Source organism: Micromonospora sp. NPDC048842 (assembly GCF_040649935.1).
In the GTDB taxonomy this organism is placed as follows: Bacteria; Actinomycetota; Actinomycetes; order Mycobacteriales; family Micromonosporaceae; genus Micromonospora; species Micromonospora hortensis.
Map to the genome: position 1 here is coordinate 373,038 of NZ_JBEZGK010000001.1, position 18,238 is coordinate 391,275.

Here is an 18,238-nt window from a genome sequence, read left to right on the forward strand (position 1 = left end):
TTCCTACCTGAGTTCACGCAAGACATGTAATCCCATCTATGTCATAGCTACCCGCTGCGCCGCTTCATCCGCCTCATTTCCGTGGGATGCGCCCCGATGTGCGGCAAATGACCTACCTGCTCACCGCCCGGGCAACGTTGGTCGGCGTCGATCTGATGTCCGGCGCACTCTGCGCCCTACCCGAGGGCGTCGACGAGGTCCCAGCCGCTCAACGCCACCATGACCGCGAACACCTGGATCGGCGCCGGCAACCCAGGCAGGTCGGCATGGGAGACATCGCTGTGCAGGTATTTGCGGCGGATGGAACCGGCCGGTCTGCCGTCGACGATGAGCCGTTCCTCCAGCCGGAAGATCGACGCGCGCTCGAACGCGTAGAGCTCCTTCGAGAACGCCTGCGCGCGTTCCTCGTTGCACTCCACGAACGCCGCCCGCACCCCGTCTCACGCAACGCGGCGTACGCCTTCACGACGGTGTTCTGGTTGACGCTGAGGTTGTCTGCGAGCTGCCGGACCGGTGGCAGGCGCCGACTCGACGGACAGCTTGCTCATCGCCCGAGCCTACGTCGCCCGATCACCCAGGCCAGTCGCCGTCATCCGGCGCAGATTGGGCCACGAGCACGGTCGTGATCAGCGCGGCGGCCACCGCCAGGCTCAGAGCTAGTAGCGCTCCGGTAAGGCGGTGGTGGAAGTCCGGGCTACGGGCGAGCGGTTGCCGAGAAGGCCTGCTCCCGCAGGTGAACATTGCACAAACGACGGAATGTCAAGTGGATGTCCGGGGCACTACCTGTGCAGACACTGAAGACGACGTGCGAGGTGTGTGATGACCGAACCCGCAGCCAGTGGCGGTCTCGTTGACCCGGAGATCGCCTTGCAACGCCAGGTCGAGACGCTGAAACAACGATTCCCGGATGCCGAGGAGAGCGAGATCTCCGCCCTCGTGCACGAAACGCACCAGCGCCTCAAGGACGGGGCGAGCATCGACTCGCACCTGGTCGCCCTGACCGAGAAGCAGGTGACGGAGGAACTGCGCAGCGACGGTGGGACCGTTCACATCCGTAGCGACGACACGGCCTGAGCACAGACACGAGTGTGCCCGGCCGGTGGCGTTTCGCAGGCGTTCGACGTTCCCACGGGTCGCTGTGGTGGTGGACACGATGCCGTTGCTCACGGCCAGGTGCGACGTAGCGTTGAGGGCTGCCCAGGGCGGCCCGCGTGCCGCGCGCCTGGTTGACGCCGATCCGCAAGACGAAAAGGTGAACGCCGGGTGCCCGTGACGAGTGAACCCCAGGTGGTCGCGCTACCGCCGTCAGCTGTCGCACCGACGATCCCTGCGGTGTTCCGATCCGCCTCCGCCCCGGCCCGCCGCACGCTTGTCGACATTCTCGACGACTCCGTGCGCGCGCACGCCGACGCGGGTGCGCTCGACAGCGGTGCCACCACATTGACGTACCGCGAACTGGCCGATGAGGTCGAGGCCGTACGGAGGTCGCTCGCCGGGCACGGCATCGGTGTCGGCGACCGGGTGGGCGTCCGGATCTCCTCCGGTACGGCAGAGCTGTACCTGGCGATCCTCGGCGTTCTCGCGGCGGGCGCGGCCTACGTGCCGGTGGACGCGGACGATCCCGAGGAACGCGCCGAGCTCGTCTTCACCGAGGCGGGGGTCGTGGCGGTCCTCGGTGACGGGCTGGCGGTGTCGCTGCGTCGTACCCCCGCGGGTCGGACCGCTCGGCCCGGCCCGGACGACGACGCCTGGGTCATCTTCACCTCCGGCTCGACGGGCACCCCGAAGGGTGTGGCGGTCAGCCACGGCGCGGCGGCGGCATTCGTGGACGCCGAGGCGCAGTTGTTCCTCGCCGACGAGGCGAGCGAGGCGATCGGCCCGCAGGATCGGGTCCTGGCCGGGCTGTCGGTGGCGTTCGACGCGTCCTGCGAGGAGATGTGGTTGGCGTGGCGGCACGGCGCGTGTCTGGTGCCGGCCGCGCGGTCGCTCGTCCGCAGCGGTGTCGACCTCGGTCCGTGGTTGGCCGAGCAGCGCATCTCGGTGGTGTCGACGGTGCCGACGCTGGCTGCGCTGTGGCCGGTCGAGGCGCTGGAGGAGGTGCGGCTGCTGATCTTTGGTGGGGAGGCCTGCCCGCCGGAGCTCGCGCAGCGCTTGGCCGTCGAGGGTCGCGAGGTCTGGAACACGTACGGACCGACCGAGGCGACTGTGGTCGCGTGCGCCGCGCGGATGACCGGCGAGGGGCCGGTCCGCATCGGGTTGCCGCTGGCCGGTTGGGCGCTCGCCGTGGTCGACGGATCCGGCGCTCCGGTAGCGATGGGTGAGACCGGCGAGCTGGTCATCGGCGGGGTGGGACTCGCCCGCTATCTGGATCCGGGCAAGGATGCCGAGAAGTTCGCGGCGCTGCCCGCGCTCGGCTGGGAGCGGGCGTACCGCAGCGGGGACATCGTCCGGGCGGAGCCCGAGGGGCTCCTGTTCGTCGGTCGCGGTGACGAGCAGGTGAAGCTCGGCGGACGCCGGATCGAGCTGGGTGAGATCGACGCCGCGCTGCAGGCTCTGCCCACAGTCGCCGGTGCGGCCGCGGCGGTGCAGCGCACCGCCGCGGGCAACCAACTGCTGGTGGGGTACGTGGTTCCGCACGACGGCGTCACCTTCGATGCGGCGACGGCGGCGCTGCGGATCCGTGAGCAGCTGCCGGCCGCGCTGGTGCCGCTGCTGGCCGTGGTGGATGCGCTGCCGACCCGGACATCCGGCAAGGTGGATCGGGCCGCGCTGCCCTGGCCGCTGGCCACCCCGGGCGACGCGGTGGTTGAGCTGACCGGGACGGAGGAGTGGCTCGCTGGCGGTTGGGCGGAGATCCTGGGTGTACGCCCCACCGAGGCGGACGCGGACTTCTTCACCTACGGCGGCGGCAGCCTGAACGCGGCGCAACTGGTGGCGTGGATCCGGCGCCGGCACCCGCGCGTCTCGGTGGCCGACATCTACCTCCACCCGAAACTGTCGCGGCTCGCGGCGGTGCTCGACGCACTCGACACCACTGCGGCGACGCGCCGTGAGGTCCGGCCGGTGCCGAGGCGCGCCGGGCTGATCCAGGCCGCGATGATGGTGCCGATGCTCGTGTTGGTCGGGCTGCGCTGGCTGACAGTCCTGGCCGCCCTCGGCAACGTCCTCGCCCTGTTCGCTCCCGCACCTTGGGCGCCGGCCGTTTCCTGGTGGTGGGTGGCGCTGGGCTGGCTTGTGCTGTTCAGCCCGCCGGGTCGGATAACCCTGGCCGCCGCGGGAGCGCGACTGCTGCTTCGTGGGGTACGCCCCGGCAGCTACCCCCGCGGTGGCGGCGTGCACCTGCGGCTGTGGGCCGCCGAACGCCTCGCCGAGCTGACCGGCGCCACCAGCGTCGCCGGAGCATCCTGGATGATCACTTACGCCCGGGCCCTCGGCGCGCAGATCGGGGCCGACGTCGACCTGCACTCCGCGCCGCCGGTGACCGGCCTGCTGAAGCTCGGCCGGGGCGCGGCGATCGAGCCGGAGGTCGATCTGTCCGGCCACTGGGTTGATGGCGATGTCGTCCGCATCGGCAGGGTTCGCGTCGGCGCCGACGCCCGGGTCGGTTCCCGCAGCACCCTGATGCCCGGCGCTCGGATCGGCAAGGGCGCCCGCGTCGCCGCGGGCTCGACGGTGGCCGGCGCCGTACCGGCCAACCAATACTGGGCCGGCTCACCGGCCGCAGCCGCAGTTGCCAAGGATTCGGACGGGTGGCCCGGGCAGCGTCCCTCTCGATCGCGGACGGGTGCACGCCTCTGGCCGCTCGCGTACGGGTTGACGGCCCAGTTGCTGGGGCTGGTTCCGGTCGTGGCCGCCCTGCCTGCGCTCGCCCTGCTCGGCTGGACGCTCGCCATCCGACCAACTGTCGGCGCGGTGCTGGCCGCCGTCGCGGTGGCGGCCGTCGCCTACGTCGTGGGCTACGCGCTGGTGGTGCTCGGGGCCGTCCGGGCGCTCAGCATCGGCCTGCGCGCCGGGTACCACCCGGTGCAGGGGCGGGTGGCGTGGCAGGTCTGGACGACCGAGCGGCTGATGGGGATGGCCCGGGTGGGGCTGTTCCCGCTCTACGCCAGCCTCTTCACACCTGTGTGGTTGCGGCTGCTCGGTGCCAAGGTGGGACGCGGGGTGGAGGCATCCACAGTGCTCGCGCTGCCGGCGATGACCACGGTCGCCGACGGGGCCTTCCTGGCCGACGACACCATGGTCGCGACCTACGAGCTGAGCCACGGGTGGCTGCGCGTCGCTCCGGCCCGCATCGGTAAGCAGGCGTTCCTCGGCAACTCGGGAATGGCCGCGCCCGGACGTTCGGTGCCGAAGCGGGGCCTGGTCGGGGTGTTGTCGTCAGCGCCGTTCAAGGCGAAGAAGGGTTCATCCTGGCTCGGCGCACCGCCGATGCCGCTGCGCCGGACCGTGGAAGCAGCCGACACAAGCCGCACCTTCGACCCACCGGTCCGGTTGAAGCTGGCCCGGGCTGCGATCGAGCTGTGCCGGATCGTTCCGGTGATGTGCGCCGGCGCCCTGGCGATCGGCGTCCTCGCCGTACTCTCGCTCGTCTGGCGGGTTGCCGGGTGGTGGGCGGCCGCTCTCGCCGCCGGGCCGGTGCTGCTGGGTGCGGCGATCGTCGCCGCCGCCATCGCGACGGCCGCGAAGTGGCTGTTGGTCGGGCGCTTCCGGGTCGCCGAGCGCGCCCTGTGGACCTCCTTCGTGTGGCGCAACGAGCTCGCGGACACGTTCGTCGAGGTCCTCGCCGCGCCGTGGCTGGTCCGTTTCGCGACCGGCACGCCACTGCTGACGGCGTGGCTGCGCACGCTCGGTGCGAAGATCGGCCGGGGCGTCTGGCTGGAGACCTACTGGCTCCCCGAGTACGACCTGGTGCGCCTCGGCGATGGTGCGACGGTGAACCGCGGTTGTGTGGTGCAGACCCACCTGTTCCATGATCGTGTGATGAGCATGGACCAGGTGACACTGGGCGCGGGAGCCGCGCTGGGCCCGCACGGCATCGTCCTGCCGGGCGCGAGCATCGGCGCGCGGACCACGGTCGGGCCCGGTTCACTGGTGACCCGCGGCGACGCCGTGCCGTGCGACAGCCGGTGGTTGGGCAATCCGATCACCACCTGGTCGGCGCCAGCGGCACGGTCGGCATGAATCCGAAGGCGGCGTCGGCGTCGAGCGGCGCAACGCCCGGCGCCGGCCACTCGGGCGACTCCTACCTGCCCGAGCACGGCAACGGCGGCTACCGGGTACGGCACTACGACCTGGACCTCGACTACCGGGTCGTGTCGAACCGGCTCGCTGGCCGGGCTGGCATCACCGCTGCGGCTTCGCAGTCGCTCTCTCGGTTCACTCTCGATTTCGGTCGGCTGCGCGTCCAGGACGTCCGAGTGGACGGGCGCCCGGCAAAGTACCTGCACCGGCCGGACAAACTGCAGATCAAACCGGAGCGGCCGATCGGCGCCGGGGACACCTTCCGGGTGGAGATCCGCTATGCGGGAAAGCCGGTGCCCATCTCCGGCCGGTGGGGCGAGCTCGGGTGGGAGGAACTCACCGACGGGGTGCTCGTGGCCAGCCAGCCAAACGGGTCTCCGTCATGGTTCCCGTGCGATGACCAACCCGGCGCCAAGGCCACCTTCCGGGTGGCAGTCACAGCGCCCTCCCCCTACACCGTTCTGGTGACCGGTGATCCCGTACTACAGCAGCGGGGCGCGAGTGGCACTACCTGGGTGTACGAGCGCCGCGAACCCACCTCGCCATACCTGATGAGCGTGCAGATCGGACGCTACGAGATGGTAGATCTGGCTGTCGGTGAGGTGGCGCAGCGCGCGGCGATTCCGCCCGCGCTGCGCCGGAACGCCGCTCACGACTTCGGCCGGCATGGCCAGATCATGTCGGCGCTGCGGCGGCTCTTCGGGCCGTACCCCTTCGGGGAGTACGTCGTCGTGGTCGCCGACGACGACCTCGACGATCCGGTCGAAGCGCAGGGCATGGCGGTCTTCGGGCGAAACCACGTCGACGGGCGGCGCACGCACGAGCGGCTGGTCGTGCACGAACTGGCCCATCAGTGGTTCGGCAACAGCCTCACGGTGGCGGACTGGCGGCACATCTGGCTCAACGAGGGCTTCGCCACCTACGCCGAGTGGCTGTGGTCAGGAGTCTGCGGCGACCTGCCAACAGACGCCCTGGCCGCCCGGTGGTACGCGTGGGTCGCGGCTCGCCCACGCCATGTCGTCGTCGCAGATCCCGGCGTCGACAGGATGTTCGACCCGCTGGTCTACAAGCGTGGCGCGCTGACCGTGCATGCCCTGCGTAAGAGGGTCGGCGACGAGTCGTTCTTCGCGCTGCTGCGAGCCTGGGTCGCCGAGCACCAGCACGCGACGGTGACGACCGAACAGTTCCGGCTGCACGCCCAGCGCTTCGCCCGCGAGCCCTTGGACGGCCTGTTCGCCGCCTGGCTCGACAGCCCGACGCTGCCTCCACCACCTCGCTGACGCCGCCGGACGACGCAGCATAGGCGAATGCGAGGGCGGCGGGACTGGCCTACTCACGCGCGGTTCCTCGCCCGAGCGCGGATCGAACGGCCGAGAGATGCGATGCTCGGAGTACGGTCGGGGCTACGAGGAGCGTTCACTCGCCATCGCGCGGTGCCGGCGCAAGCAGCCGCAAAGGCGCGACCTCTGCCAGTGGTTCAGCGTCGGGGCTGGGTACGGTGCGGGGCAGCAGCGCGGCGAGACCGGCGCGCGTGGCCAGCACGATCAGCCGGTCGGTGCGGACCAGTGGCCGACGTTCCGGCAACGACCAGATGGTCTGTCCCGTCCGACCGGTCCGCACCGCGATCACCCTCACTGCGCCCGGCTGGTTGACGTCGTGGCAGTACCGTCCCTCGATTTCGGACCCGGCGCCAACGGGAAACTCGGCCACCAGCAATACCCGGCGGCCGACCGAGATGGTGTCGATGACCTGCTGGCCCATCATGGCGGCTGCGAACGCCGGCGCTGCCAAGGATGAAACGCGCGGGTGTACGCCAGCAGGACGCTGGCCGTGGCGAGTATCGCGGCCGTGCCGACCAACGCCAGTCGCAGATTGCGGCTGAACACCAAGCCGAGGGCCCGAAGCAGGCGCGGCCTTCGACGCGGCGGGTCCATTCGGGGCCGACCGTATGCGCGGACAAGTACCAGGTCTGCCGAATCCTGGTCCACTGGAAGGACGACCGGCTCCGTGCCGGTCGTGTCGGCCAGGCCGCAAACCACATCCACACCGGCAGGTCGACTTCGGCGTGCAGGTGATGGCCGTTCCAGCTCAGGCCCGGGGGCCGTCGTTCAGGTTCGGGCGAGCCGGCGGACGGCGAGGAACGCGGCCATCACGGCTATGCCGAGCAGGGCCGCTACGGCGGTCAGGTTGAAACCGGCGCCGTGCCACGGGTCGCTGACCGCGTCCATCAGCGGCCCCATCGGGGTGAAGTCGACGGCGGTGTTGAGGGCGTCGGGAAGCAGGTACGGCGGAGGCCCGCCACCGGCGATGAAGAAGAGCCCGAAGAAGAGCAGCAGCCCCACCCCCTGAGCGGCCCGCGCGGTCGGTAGTAGCGTCCCGAGCAGGACTCCGAGCGCCGCGAAGGCCAGCGTGCCGGCGAGAAACCCGGCCAGCACCCCGGTGGTCGAGGACGGTGCGTTGAGGTCGTAGCCTCCGAATCCGATCGCGATCATGAGAGCGGCGGCGACCGCGGCCATCAGTGCGGTGACGATGATCTGCGCACCCGCGAGCGGCCAGGCGGAGACCCCGGCCGCGCGGAACCGCCGTAACACTCCCCGTTCGCGATACGCGGCCAGGTGGGTAGGGACGCCGAGGAAGCCCATCACGGCGATCGCCGCGGCGGCGTACACGGGCACGTAGAAGTCGACACCGCCGATGCCGCCCATCTCCGGATCGGGCTCGTTGCCGAACGAGCCGGCCAGCAGGACCAGCAGGAGGGCGGGAAACGCCAGGCTCATCAGCAGCGTGATCGGTTCCCGGCCGAGCAGCTTGATCTCGGTCCAGACGATGCGGGCGGTCATTACGGTCTCCTCTGTGGTTCGTCGCGAAGCCGGCGACCGGTGGTGGCGAGGAAGACGTCCTCGAGCGTGGGATGGTGAGTCCGAAAGTCGGCGGGAAATAGCCGCCGTTCGGCGAGGGCTGCCGCCACCGGCACCGTGACCCGGGCCTGCCCGGCGATGGTGACTACACCGCCGGTGGCGCTGACGTTGCTGATGCCCGGTATTCCGGCGAGGAAGCCGACGTCGTGACCGTCGAGGGTGAAGGTGATGGTGATCGGGCCGCCCTGCTGAGCGGTGAGGGTGTCCGGGCGGTCGAGCGCGACAACCCGACCGCCATCCACTATGGCTACCCGGTCGCAGAGTGCGTGCGCCTCTTCCATGAGGTGGGTGACGAGGACAACTGTGGCCCCCCGTTCGCGTACCCCTCGGACCAGGTCCCAGGTCACGCGCCGCGCCTGCGGGTCCAGCCCGGTGGTCAGCTCGTCCAGGAAGACGACCTCCGGCTGGCCGAGCATCGCCAGGGCGAGGAAGAGCCGCTGCCGTTGGCCGCCGGAGAGCGCGGCGAACGGTCGGCGGCGCAACGCGGCCAGGTCCCAGGCCACCAGCGCTGCCTCGACGTCTCCGCTGGACCCCGACGGGGCGAAGAGCCGGATCGCTTCGGCCACCCGCAGCCGGTCGGGCAGGGCGGAGGACTGCAGTTGCGACCCGACCCGGCGGCGCAACTGGTCCGGCTCGTGGGCCGGGTCCAGGCCCAGGACCTCGACCCTGCCCCCGTCTCGCCTTCGCAGACCTTGAAGGCACTCCACAATAGTGGTCTTGCCGGTGCCGTTCGGGCCGAGCAACCCGAAGATCTCGCCCCGCCGCACTGTGAAGGACACGTCCTCGACGGCGACCACGCGCCCGCAGCTCTTGCGGAGATTCTCGACCCTCACGACATCCATGAGGTGACGCTACGAGAGCGCGGGGCCCGGGCACGTCCGCCAAAGGCGGCGTTCGCGGCTACTCCGAAGGAGGTACGGCCTGGACCAGCCCTGTCTCGTAGGCGACCACTGCCGCTTGGACCCGGCTCTCCACCGCGAGCTTGGTCAGGACCCGGGAGACGTGGGTCTTCACGGTCAGCTCGGCGATGTGGAGCCGGCCGGCTATCTCCCGGTTGGAGCAGCCGCGGGCGATGAGACCCAACACCTCGCGCTCCCGCTCGGTGAGGGCCGCCAGCGCGGTCGGCGCTGGCCGGTCCCGCCGCAGCCGAGCGGCGACCAGATGGTCGACCAGGCGGCGGGTCGTCGATGGTGAGATGACAGCGCCGCCGCGCACGGCCGACCTGACCGCCTCCAGCAGCTGTACCGGCGGGGTGTCCTTCACCAGGAAGCCAACGGCGCCCGCCTCCAGCGCGTCGAAGACGTTCTCATCGGTGTCGTAGGTCGTCAGGATCAACACGTGCGGCGGGTCGGCGGCGGCCAGCACCTGGCGCGTCGCCGCTATCCCGTCCAGCTTCGGCATGCGAATGTCCATCAGCACCACGTCGGGTCGGTGTTCGGCGACGGCGGCCACCGCCCGCTCCCCGTCCTCGGCCTCGGCCACCACCTCGATCTGAGGGTCGTTGTCGAGCAGCGCCCGGAAGCCGGCCCGCAGTAGCGCCTGGTCGTCGGCGATCAGGACTCGGATCACGGCGCCTCCAGTGGAAAGGTGGCGGTTACCCGGAACCCGTCGGGTCCGCCCGAGGTCGACAGCTCGCCGTCGTAGAGGGCGACCCGCTCGGCCATCCCCCGCAGGCCCTGGCCAGGAATGTACGCCGGCTCGGCAGCGCCGAGGTCGTGGATCTCCACTGTGAGCCGGTCTGGTTGGTAGCTGATGGTGAGCTGGGTCCGCACGCCCGGCGCGTGCTTGATGACGTTGGTGAGCGACTCCTGGATCACCCGGTAGGCGGCGAGGTCGAGGCCGGGTGGGAGCGGCACCGGTGGTCCCGAGGCCGCGACGGTGACGGTGACCCCGGCGTCGCCTGCGGCGGCCACCAGCGACGGCACGTCGGCGAGGCCCGGCTGCGGCGCTGGGGCCGGACCGACCTGGTCGCTTCGGGCCGGGTCGCGGAGAACGGTCAGCATGCGGCGCAACTCCGAGAGCGCTTCCCGACCGGTCCGCTCGATGATGGTGAGCGCCTCGGCGGCCTGCGCCGGACGGGCGCCGACCAGGTGAGCGCCGACGCCAGCCTGGACGGTGATGACACTCATCGCGTGGGCGATGACGTCGTGCAGCTCGCGGGCAAGCCGGGAGCGCTCGTCGGCGATGGCGCGCTCGGCGAGCGCCTGCTGCGCCGCCCGCAACAGCTCGGCCTTGACCTCCAGGTCCTCGGCGTGGCGCTGCCGGTCGTCGATGGCGACTCCGAGGGCCCAGACCACGCCGCAGACCACTGCGACGTAGAGCAGGTCGGTCACGCTCACCGGCCACTGGCCGGCGACGACAGCGGTCATCATCCACAAGGGAGTGGCGAGGGCGATGGCCCGCTGCCAGAGCGGCCGGCGCCAAGCGCCGGCGGCGTAGAGGGCGACCATCAGCGGCAGCGACTGGAGGAAGTGGCCCTCGTGCGCTCCGTCGAATGGCGTTTCGAGCCAGAGCGGGTACGTGACACCGAAGACGAGCGCGATGGCGACGGGGTTCCAGCGGATCGCCAGCACCGGCAGGGTGTTGGCGAGTAGCAGGGGTATGGCGCGGAGCGGGTACTCCTCGACGATCCGCCACTCTGGAACGGCGAACACGATGGTCAGGAGCGTGGTGAGCCCGACGAGGGCACGTCCGGACCGCATTGACCCAGCCTACGGCTATTACCATGCGAGCGTGGCTCATGTTGCCCAGGTCCGCAGGCCGTACCCGCTGCTCGTCGCCGCGGTGGTCCTGTTGGCGCTCGGCGCGGCAGCGGCCTGGGGGGTCGGTGGCACGCTGGGGCTGAGCCACTCCCCCGCCGCCGTGCCGCGCGAGGACGCCCTCGCCGCGCCGGCGCGGACACCGGCACCGGTCCCGCCGTTGGCGTCCCTCGTCGTGCCCGACGAGCTTCGTGTCAGGAAGGCCGCGGCCGCCGTCGCCGACGCTGTCGTCTTCCGCGGCCTGCCTCGGCCGGTGCTCGTCCCGGCCACGTCGAGCCCGGCCGGGTCCGCGACGGCCGCGCCGGGCGACGGCACGGCTCCGGACCTGTCGGCGGTGAGCACGCTGCGGGCGGGCGTGCTGGCCGCCCTCAGCGGGACGCGCGAGTCGTACCGGCTCGACGTGCGCGGCACCGAGTTGACCGTCCAGGGTGGCGACGTCGCGGGCGCGGCGGCCGGGATGTACCGGTTGGCCGACCGGATCCGCTCCGGCGCCGAGGTGCTCCCCGCGGCGGACGCGGGTCGAGTGGTCATCCCGCGGCTCGGCCTGCGGCTGACCGACGCGGGTTCGGTGGGACGCGAGCCCGACCCGGCCGTCTTCGCCGCCGGCGACGACTATGGCCTGAACACCGACGTGGTCGGATCGGCGGTGCTGCCTCGCGCCCCGTGGGTGGACGCTGGCGCGGTGGCACGCATCGACGCGCAGTTTCGGCAGTTCGTCGATCACTCGGTGGCGCAGGGATTCAACGGGATCGTCGTGCCCGGCTTCCTGGAGTACGTCACGTTCGCGAAGGTCGGCGACGGGCGCGCGGTCTACCCGCCCGGCGACTCGCACGTCGACCGCGCACGGGCGATGGTCGCTGCGTTCGGGCCCGTCTTCCGGTACGCCGAGGACATGGGCGTGCGGGTCTTCCTGCTGACCGACATGCTCGCGGTGTCACCCCCGCTGGAGGCATACCTGACGCGGACCGTCGGCGCCCTCGACGTGGCCGACCCTCGGCTGTGGGCGGTCTACCAGGCCGGTCTGGCCGAGCTGTTCGAGAACATGCCGTTCGTCGACGGCCTGATGGTCCGCGTCGGCGAGGGCGGCGAGGTGTACGCCGCGACCGGCTGGGACTACTCGTCAAGGCTCGCTGTCACCACGGAGACATCGGTACGCGCGATGCTGCGGGCGCTGCTGGACACCGCGGGCCCAGCCGGGAAAGAGATCATCTTCCGCACCTGGACGGTGGGCGTCGGCGCCGTCGGTGACCTGCACACCAACCCGGTGTCGTACGCGCAGGTCCTCGGCGGGCTCGACGATCCGCACCTGATCGTGTCCACCAAGTACACACTCGGCGATTTCTACAGCCACCTACCGCTGAACACCACACTGTTGGGCGGCGAGCACCGCCGCATCGTGGAGTTCCAGGCCCGGCGGGAGTTCGAGGCGTTCGGCTCGCTACCCAACGACCTCGGCCCGCTGCACCGCCAGGCACTACGCGCTTTCCTTGCCGCCAACCCGAACGTCGAGGGTGTCTGGAACTGGACCCAGGACGGCGGGCCGTTGCGCGCCGGGCCCATGTCGCTGTACCTGCGCGCAGGCTTCTGGCAGCTCTACGACCTCAACACGTACGCCGTCGGCCGCCTGGCCTGGGATCCGCACGCCGACCCGGCGCAGGTCACGGCTGACTGGGCGTACCGCACGTTCTCCGGTGACCCGGGCACCGTCGCCGCGATCGGGCAGGCCATGGCGCTGTCCCGGCAGGCGGTCACCAGAGGCCTCTACATCGGTCCGTACGCCGACCGGTCGGTGCGGGCGCTCGGGCTGGAACCGCCGCCCATGATGTGGATCTTCGAGTGGGACATCCCGACCGGCGACTCGGCGGCGCTGGACAGCATCTACGCGGTGACCGGCGGTCGCGTCGACGAGGCGATCGAGGAGGGCACGCAGGCCGTCGTGCTGGCCCGACGCATGCGCGACCTGGTCGCCGCGACCGATCCGGCGACCTGGCGGGATGCCGAACTGCGCGGGCGCTTCACCGCGACTCTCGACTACCAGGTCGACCTGTTCGAGACGCTGAGCGCGTACCGGGCCATGGTGCTGCGGCACGCGCAGTGGCTGGACACGGGTGCACCGGCCGCCCGTGACGACTGGCGGCTGGCCGCGGCGGCGTACCACGACGCGCGCGACGCGCACCGGCAGCGCTACGGCGCCGACCTGGACCTGCCCGCGTACAACTTCACCGCCGCCGACCTCGGGGCGCGGCGCGCCGACCGGGACCCGGCGATGGCCTGGGCGGCCCGGGCGTTGCTCGGGTCGATCCTGCTGGTGGTGCTGCTCGGCCTGTACGGGCGCGGGTTCGGCGCGGCCGCCGCACGCGGGTTGCTGCTCGGCGCGCTCCGGCCGTGGCGGGTCGCCGCGCTGCCGACGCCCGTGACGCGGGCGGACCGGGTGTTGGTGTGGCTGGTCCCGGCCGTGGTGCTGGTGGCGAGCCGGATCGTGTTGACCTGGTTCGCCGCGCCGGCGCACCTGTTGGTCACCCTCGGTGGGTGGGCGCTATTCACCCTCGTCGTACGCCTCGCCGTCGGTCGCCGAGACCCGTTCCACCTGTGGGCCGTGGTCGGCGGCGTCGCGCTGCTGCGCAGCGTGCTGCTGCTGGCGGCGCTCGCCGGGCGCGGACCGGGCGGTTACTGGTTCGCCTTCTGGACCGCGCCGAGTCGGCGCGCGGCGTACGTCACCGTCGCGTTCGCGGCGTTCTGCTGGCTGTTCGTGGTCGTCGCCGTGGTCCTACGGGACCGGTACGGCCTGCGCCGCCGAAGCGCCGTCGGGCTGACCCTCACCGCCGCGGGCGTGCCCCTCGGCGTGCTGTCCGCCCTGGTATCGGTGGTGGGCCTGGAACGCGCGCTGACGGTGTGGAATGACCAGCTCGCGCTGCTGCCCTGGGGCCTGTCCCGGATCCTCGGCATCACCGTCCACCTCGGCATCCCCGCCCAACTCCCCGCATACACCGCCGCCGCCGGAATCGCCTTGGCCGCCGTCGGTCTGCTCCTGTCACTCGGCCGCAACCGGCACTCCGCCTGACCGCCCATCCCCCGACGTCTTGAGCGCCGTCGGCGCCGACATCGGCGGTCAGGCTGGTGTCGCGCTCGTTCACGGACTGATCTATGCCGGCTCGCGCACGCCACCGGCGTTCCCGCCGTCGTCCGGCATCGGTTCGGTCGGGGCTTCTGGCAATTCGTCCGGCGCGCCGGGCAGGAGGACTCCCGCGTCGTCGGGCACCGGTTCGCGCGGGTCGATGGGCGGATACTGTTCGGGGTCGAGATCGGGTCCAGTCATCAGGCGAGTATCCGTCGTCTTCCGCGCTGCCGCTCGTCGAGCCCGCGAGCCTTGCCCTCGTCTCAAACGCCTTGCGATGACGGGCAGCCGGCTGTTCACTCCTTCAGCAAGCCGACGAGTACCCGCGACATCATGTCCTCGAAGCGTGGCGCGGGCACCAGCGGACCGTCGGCAAGCGCCGCCGTCAGGTGGGCGTGCCGGCCCGCCGCGATCACGTGTGCCAGGTACGCGCCCTGCCTCTGCCGGGTGCTAGTGCTCCCATTGAGTTCGTTGAGGACGAACGCGGCGGTGAGCGTGTTCATCACGGCGAACGCCTCCAGCTTGCGGCCCACATCCGCCGGGTGCCGGGCGAGGAGCGCCAGCACGTGCTCCAGCAGATCGGTACCGTGCGGGCCGAGCGCCGAGCGCGTGAGCAGCAGCTCCGGCAGCCAGCGGTGCCGCAGCATCAGCTCGCGCCCCTGTCGGCACACCTCCAGCAGGCCCGGCAGCCAGGGGCCACCCGGCGCCGGCAGCTGGTAGGCCGCCGCCACCTCGTCGGTCATCAGGTCGAGCAGGTCGTCCCGGCTGTCGACATAGCGGTAGAGCGACGCCGCCCCAGTGCCCAATTCGGCGGCGATACGGCGCATCGAGACCGCGGCCAGCCCCTGTTGATCGGCCAGCGCGATCGCCGCGGCGGTCACCTCCGTTCGGGACCGCTCGGCGGGCCGGCCCACTCCCGTGCGCCGTTCCCGAAGCCATATCGGCATCGCCTCCATTGCCACCCCTCTCGATTGCGTCCATCCTACCTATTGGCATACGGTGTTCGCGAACGCCGTTCTCGAACAGGTGAGGCAGAGATGACCAGAACCCCGTACACCGCACGCAACGGTGACGTACACCTCGCGGCCGACGACCACGGCGGCACCGGCGGCGAGCCGCTGCTGCTGCTCATGGGGCTCGGCGTGTCCCGTTTCTACTGGCCCGACGGGCTGGTCGCCGCGCTGATCAACGCCGGCTTCCACGTGGCCTCGTTCGACGGCCGCGACGCCGGCGGCTCCACCCACTTCGACGACACCCCGGTCGGCAACCCGGTGACCGCCCTGTTCCGCCGGCGGCCGCCCGCCTACACCGCCGAGGACATGGCCGACGACACCGTCGCCGTGCTCGATGCGCTCGGGTGGCAGCGTGCCCACCTCTTCGGCATCTCCCAAGGCGGCCTGGTCGCTCAGCGCACCGCGCTACGCCACCCGGAGCGGGTGCACACAGTGACCTCCTTCGCCGCCGTGCCGAGCGACATTCGTGGTGGCGCGGTCCTGCGCTATGTGCGCCTCCCGTTCCTGGCACGCCTGGCGCGCATGCGCCAGCCCGTCGGCCGCGACGGCGACGTGGCGGCCGGCCTGGCCCTGTTGCGGGCGGTCGCCTCTCCCGGCTACCCGTTCGACGAGCACGACGCCCGCCTCCGCGTGGAGCGCGAACTCGACGCCGGGCTGCCCAGCGGTGTCCGCGACAGCCGCGCCCAGGCCCGGCAGACCAGCGCCACCTGGCACGGCCCGCGCCTGCGCGAACTCCGCGCGCCCACCCTGGTGTTACACGGCGAGCAGGACCCGCTGATCCGCCCCGCCGCCGGCCGCCGCATCGCCGCGTCGGTGCCAGACGCCCGCTACGTCGAACTGCCCGGCACCGGTCACGACCTGCCCCAGGAAATCTGGCCCACCGTGGTCCGCGAGATCCGCACACGGGTCAGTTGAGGCCGCAGAACCCGCGTCGGCGGCGCCTACGCCAGGCTGGCTCGGACCCAGCGAGAAATTGCCGCCAGAGAGATTCGCAGACGGCTGGCTGATCATTTACAACGCGCTGAACGAGGACCGGCTCGGGTTCGGCGACCTCCCGCCGGAGCACCGCCGGCATCGCCCGGGGTGAGCCCACTCCAGGCAAAGGTGACCGCCTCGTGGCTGGGCCGCCCAAATCACACGGCCCACCCGGTAGGTTGGCCCGCATGTCACCGATCCCGGCGCCGCTGTTACCCGAAACCCGACGGGCGCTGGTCCACCGGCTGGCCACTGCTCAGGTAGCGGGTCGGGCGCCTTCGGTCGTCGCCGCCGTGGTGCGGGATGGTCGTCCTGTGTGGGTGGACGGGTGGGGAACGGTGGACGGCAGGGTGCCGGACGGCAACCTCCAATACCGGATCGGCTCGATCACCAAGACTTTCCTGGCGGTGCTGGTGCTGCGCCTGCGCGACGAGGGGCGACTCGCGCTTACCGACCCACTGGCCGACCACCTCCCCGACACAGCGGCGGGTCAGGCCACGGTGGGTGCGCTGCTGGCGCACACCGCCGGGCTGATCGCCGAAGCGCCCGGCCCATGGTGGGAACGAACCCCGGGCGCGCTGCGACCCGACCTGGCCGACGTGCTGGGCAGCGACCCGCAGGTGCATCCGCCCGGACAGCGCCACCACTACTCCAACCCCGGCTATGCGCTGCTCGGCGCGCTGGTGCAGCGGGTCCGGGGCCAGGCGTGGGGCGAGGTGCTGCGGCGCGAGGTGCTGGAGCCGCTCGCAATGACCCGCACCACCCTGCTGCCGGTCGCGCCGCACGCCACAGGCTGGGCGGTGCATCCCTGGGCCGATGTGCTCCTTGCGGAGCCCGCCGTGGACACCGGTCTGATGGCGCCTGCCGGACAGCTGTGGTCGACCGTAACGGACCTGGCCAGGTTCGCCGCGTTCCTCATCGACGGCGACGACCGGGTGTTGCATCCGGGCACCGTCGCGCAGATGCGCAACCCGGCGAGCCCGCCGGAGGCGACGGACTCAGACAGCGGGTACGGGCTCGGTATGCAGTTGCTGCGCCGTGACGGCCGGCTGTTGGCCGGGCACACCGGCTCGATGCCGGGCTTCGTCGCGACCGTCTGGGTCAGCCCCGATGACGCGCTGGGCGCGGTCGTGATGGGAAACGTGACCGCCGGCCTCTCCGCCGGCACGCTCGCCGCTGATCTTCTGCAGACGGTCGCTGAGCGGGAGCCGCGGATCCCTGCCCCGTGCGACCACTACCCTCAGTTGACCCACAGCTACTGGATCTCGCCGGCCCATGGTACTGGGGGCCTGCCCCTTATCTGCTGCGCCCGCAGGCTGATGGCTTCCTGGAGTTGACCTCGCTGTCCGGCGGCGGGCGCGGCACCCGGCTACGCCCCACCGACGACGGCGGCTGGAAGGGAATCAACGGCTACTTCGCCGGCGAACGGCTGCGGGTGCACCACGACTCGGCCGGCGCCGTCAGCCACCTCGATCTTGGCACCTTCATCTTCACCCGGCAGCCCTACGACCCTGCGGCGCCACTGCCCGGCGGCATCGACCCCGCCGGCTGGCAGGCCGGCTGACGTCACGAACGCACCGATCTCGGCATGAGCGGACGTCACCCGATTGACAGCCGGAAGCACCATGGCCGACATCTTCGAGCCCGTCGAAGAGATCTCGAGCCTGATGGGCCTGCTCAAGACGTTGCCCGTGGGATCGGCATCTCAGATGACGGACCTGGGACGGACCGCAGCCCGCTCGCCCGAAACGCTCTACGCCGATATACAGCATCTACAGAAGCGGCGTTTGGTCCTGCACTTCCTCCGACGACTCGGCCCGACCAGCCCACTTCTTCCACTGCCTAAAGTCAGCGTCTCAGCATCGTCAGCGCGTACGTCGCCACCTCCGTACAGTCCCACCCGGTGTGGCAGGGCGATGGCCGCGCCTCGCGGGCCCGCCGCTCGCAGAGTTCCTCGTCACCGCGCGGAGCCGCCAGCAGCGCCAGATTGGCCAGGTGCGCGGACACCGTGTTCTCGTACCCGGCCTCCCGCGCCAGCGCCAGACCCCGCCGGCAACTGGCCGCTCGGTGCTTGAATGCGCGCGCTACAGCCTCACGGCACAGTACGGACGAAGGCGGAGTCATTCCACCAGCGAAGCAGACGTGGGCAGCACCTGAGGCCCTCCGTGATACGGCTTAGCGGTGTAGCCACGCGACCCGCAACCGGCAACCGGCGGT

General features: G+C 71.3%; 16 protein-coding genes. 7 read left to right on the forward strand and 9 right to left on the reverse strand.

Annotated features, from left to right (window positions below; all coding sequences use genetic code 11):
* Positions 1–176: 176 nt before the first annotated feature.
* Positions 177–434 carry a hypothetical protein gene (locus AB0C19_RS01630; protein WP_357177796.1) on the reverse strand — a complete coding sequence of 86 codons (258 nt, stop codon included), beginning with the start codon at positions 432–434 and terminating at the stop codon, positions 177–179.
* 385 nt (positions 435–819) lie between these two features.
* Between AB0C19_RS01630 and AB0C19_RS01635 the strand changes: the two genes are divergently transcribed.
* The 3 genes from AB0C19_RS01635 (at position 820) to AB0C19_RS01645 (ending at position 6,521) form a co-directional block, all read left to right on the forward strand.
* Positions 820–1,074, forward strand: a complete 255-nt coding sequence (locus tag AB0C19_RS01635; RefSeq protein ID WP_357177799.1) for a three-helix bundle dimerization domain-containing protein — start codon at positions 820–822, stop codon at positions 1,072–1,074.
* 189 nt (positions 1,075–1,263) lie between these two features.
* Entirely contained in the window at positions 1,264–5,181 is a 3,918-nt protein-coding gene (locus tag AB0C19_RS01640; RefSeq protein WP_357177802.1) for a Pls/PosA family non-ribosomal peptide synthetase, read from the forward strand.
* Positions 5,178–6,521, forward strand: a complete 1,344-nt coding sequence (locus AB0C19_RS01645) for a M1 family metallopeptidase (protein ID WP_357177806.1) — start codon at positions 5,178–5,180, stop codon at positions 6,519–6,521. The genes AB0C19_RS01640 and AB0C19_RS01645 overlap by 4 nt, the downstream gene beginning before the upstream one ends.
* 136 nt (positions 6,522–6,657) lie before the next feature.
* Here the strand turns inward: AB0C19_RS01645 and AB0C19_RS01650 are convergent, their stop codons facing one another.
* From AB0C19_RS01650 to AB0C19_RS01670, 5 genes are all read right to left on the reverse strand, one after another.
* A complete protein-coding gene (locus AB0C19_RS01650) occupies positions 6,658–7,002 on the reverse strand; it encodes a hypothetical protein (RefSeq protein ID WP_357177809.1) in 345 nt (114 codons plus the stop codon).
* Positions 7,003–7,349: 347 nt separating this feature from the next.
* On the reverse strand, positions 7,350–8,081 hold the full coding sequence (locus tag AB0C19_RS01655; RefSeq protein ID WP_357177812.1) for an ABC transporter permease: 732 nt from the start codon (positions 8,079–8,081) through the stop codon (positions 7,350–7,352).
* Complete coding sequence (locus AB0C19_RS01660) at positions 8,081–9,001, reverse strand: ABC transporter ATP-binding protein (RefSeq protein ID WP_357177815.1); 921 nt, start codon at positions 8,999–9,001, stop codon at positions 8,081–8,083. The genes AB0C19_RS01655 and AB0C19_RS01660 overlap by 1 nt, the downstream gene beginning before the upstream one ends.
* 58 nt (positions 9,002–9,059) lie before the next feature.
* Positions 9,060–9,728: a response regulator transcription factor gene (locus tag AB0C19_RS01665; protein ID WP_357177818.1), complete on the reverse strand. Its 669-nt coding sequence runs from the start codon at positions 9,726–9,728 to the stop codon at positions 9,060–9,062.
* Positions 9,725–10,861: a histidine kinase gene (locus AB0C19_RS01670; RefSeq protein WP_357177821.1), complete on the reverse strand. Its 1,137-nt coding sequence runs from the start codon at positions 10,859–10,861 to the stop codon at positions 9,725–9,727. Before AB0C19_RS01670 ends, AB0C19_RS01665 begins: the two co-directional genes overlap by 4 nt.
* A gap of 31 nt (positions 10,862–10,892) precedes the next feature.
* Here AB0C19_RS01670 and AB0C19_RS01675 point away from each other — a divergent pair, with 31 nt between their 5' ends.
* The gene (locus AB0C19_RS01675; protein ID WP_357177824.1) at positions 10,893–13,979 is read left to right on the forward strand and encodes a hypothetical protein; all 3,087 of its coding nucleotides are present in this window, start codon (positions 10,893–10,895) and stop codon (positions 13,977–13,979) included.
* A gap of 81 nt (positions 13,980–14,060) precedes the next feature.
* Here AB0C19_RS01675 and AB0C19_RS01680 read toward each other — a convergent pair whose 3' ends face one another.
* Both AB0C19_RS01680 and AB0C19_RS01685 read right to left on the reverse strand, forming a co-directional pair.
* Positions 14,061–14,234, reverse strand: a complete 174-nt coding sequence (locus AB0C19_RS01680) for a hypothetical protein (protein WP_357177827.1) — start codon at positions 14,232–14,234, stop codon at positions 14,061–14,063.
* 95 nt (positions 14,235–14,329) lie between these two features.
* On the reverse strand, positions 14,330–14,980 hold the full coding sequence (locus AB0C19_RS01685) for a TetR/AcrR family transcriptional regulator (protein ID WP_357177832.1): 651 nt from the start codon (positions 14,978–14,980) through the stop codon (positions 14,330–14,332).
* A 90-nt stretch (positions 14,981–15,070) separates the two neighbouring features.
* On the opposite strand from AB0C19_RS01685, the gene AB0C19_RS01690 reads away from it, so the two are divergent.
* The 3 genes from AB0C19_RS01690 (at position 15,071) to AB0C19_RS01700 (ending at position 17,585) form a co-directional block, all read left to right on the forward strand.
* Positions 15,071–15,961 carry an alpha/beta hydrolase gene (locus AB0C19_RS01690; protein ID WP_357177836.1) on the forward strand — a complete coding sequence of 297 codons (891 nt, stop codon included), beginning with the start codon at positions 15,071–15,073 and terminating at the stop codon, positions 15,959–15,961.
* A 248-nt stretch (positions 15,962–16,209) separates the two neighbouring features.
* Positions 16,210–17,358: a serine hydrolase domain-containing protein gene (locus tag AB0C19_RS01695; RefSeq protein ID WP_357177839.1), complete on the forward strand. Its 1,149-nt coding sequence runs from the start codon at positions 16,210–16,212 to the stop codon at positions 17,356–17,358.
* Complete coding sequence (locus AB0C19_RS01700) at positions 17,355–17,585, forward strand: hypothetical protein (protein WP_357177842.1); 231 nt, start codon at positions 17,355–17,357, stop codon at positions 17,583–17,585. Before AB0C19_RS01695 ends, AB0C19_RS01700 begins: the two co-directional genes overlap by 4 nt.
* A 284-nt stretch (positions 17,586–17,869) precedes the next feature.
* Here the strand turns inward: AB0C19_RS01700 and AB0C19_RS01705 are convergent, their stop codons facing one another.
* The gene (locus AB0C19_RS01705) at positions 17,870–18,028 is read right to left on the reverse strand and encodes a hypothetical protein (RefSeq protein ID WP_357177845.1); all 159 of its coding nucleotides are present in this window, start codon (positions 18,026–18,028) and stop codon (positions 17,870–17,872) included.
* Positions 18,029–18,238 lie beyond the last annotated feature (210 nt).

Coding starts and splice junctions, on each gene's coding strand:
- AB0C19_RS01650 (WP_357177809.1), bottom strand. CDS start 7,002: ATGGGCCAGCAGGTCATCGACACCATCTCGGTCGGCCGCCGGGTATTG.
- AB0C19_RS01680 (WP_357177827.1), bottom strand. CDS start 14,234: ATGACTGGACCCGATCTCGACCCCGAACAGTATCCGCCCATCGACCCG.
- AB0C19_RS01685 (WP_357177832.1), bottom strand. CDS start 14,980: ATGCCGATATGGCTTCGGGAACGGCGCACGGGAGTGGGCCGGCCCGCC.
- AB0C19_RS01695 (WP_357177839.1), top strand. CDS start 16,210: ATGTCACCGATCCCGGCGCCGCTGTTACCCGAAACCCGACGGGCGCTG.
- AB0C19_RS01635 (WP_357177799.1), top strand. CDS start 820: ATGACCGAACCCGCAGCCAGTGGCGGTCTCGTTGACCCGGAGATCGCC.
- AB0C19_RS01645 (WP_357177806.1), top strand. CDS start 5,178: ATGAATCCGAAGGCGGCGTCGGCGTCGAGCGGCGCAACGCCCGGCGCC.
- AB0C19_RS01670 (WP_357177821.1), bottom strand. CDS start 10,861: ATGCGGTCCGGACGTGCCCTCGTCGGGCTCACCACGCTCCTGACCATC.
- AB0C19_RS01690 (WP_357177836.1), top strand. CDS start 15,071: ATGACCAGAACCCCGTACACCGCACGCAACGGTGACGTACACCTCGCG.
- AB0C19_RS01655 (WP_357177812.1), bottom strand. CDS start 8,081: ATGACCGCCCGCATCGTCTGGACCGAGATCAAGCTGCTCGGCCGGGAA.
- AB0C19_RS01660 (WP_357177815.1), bottom strand. CDS start 9,001: ATGGATGTCGTGAGGGTCGAGAATCTCCGCAAGAGCTGCGGGCGCGTG.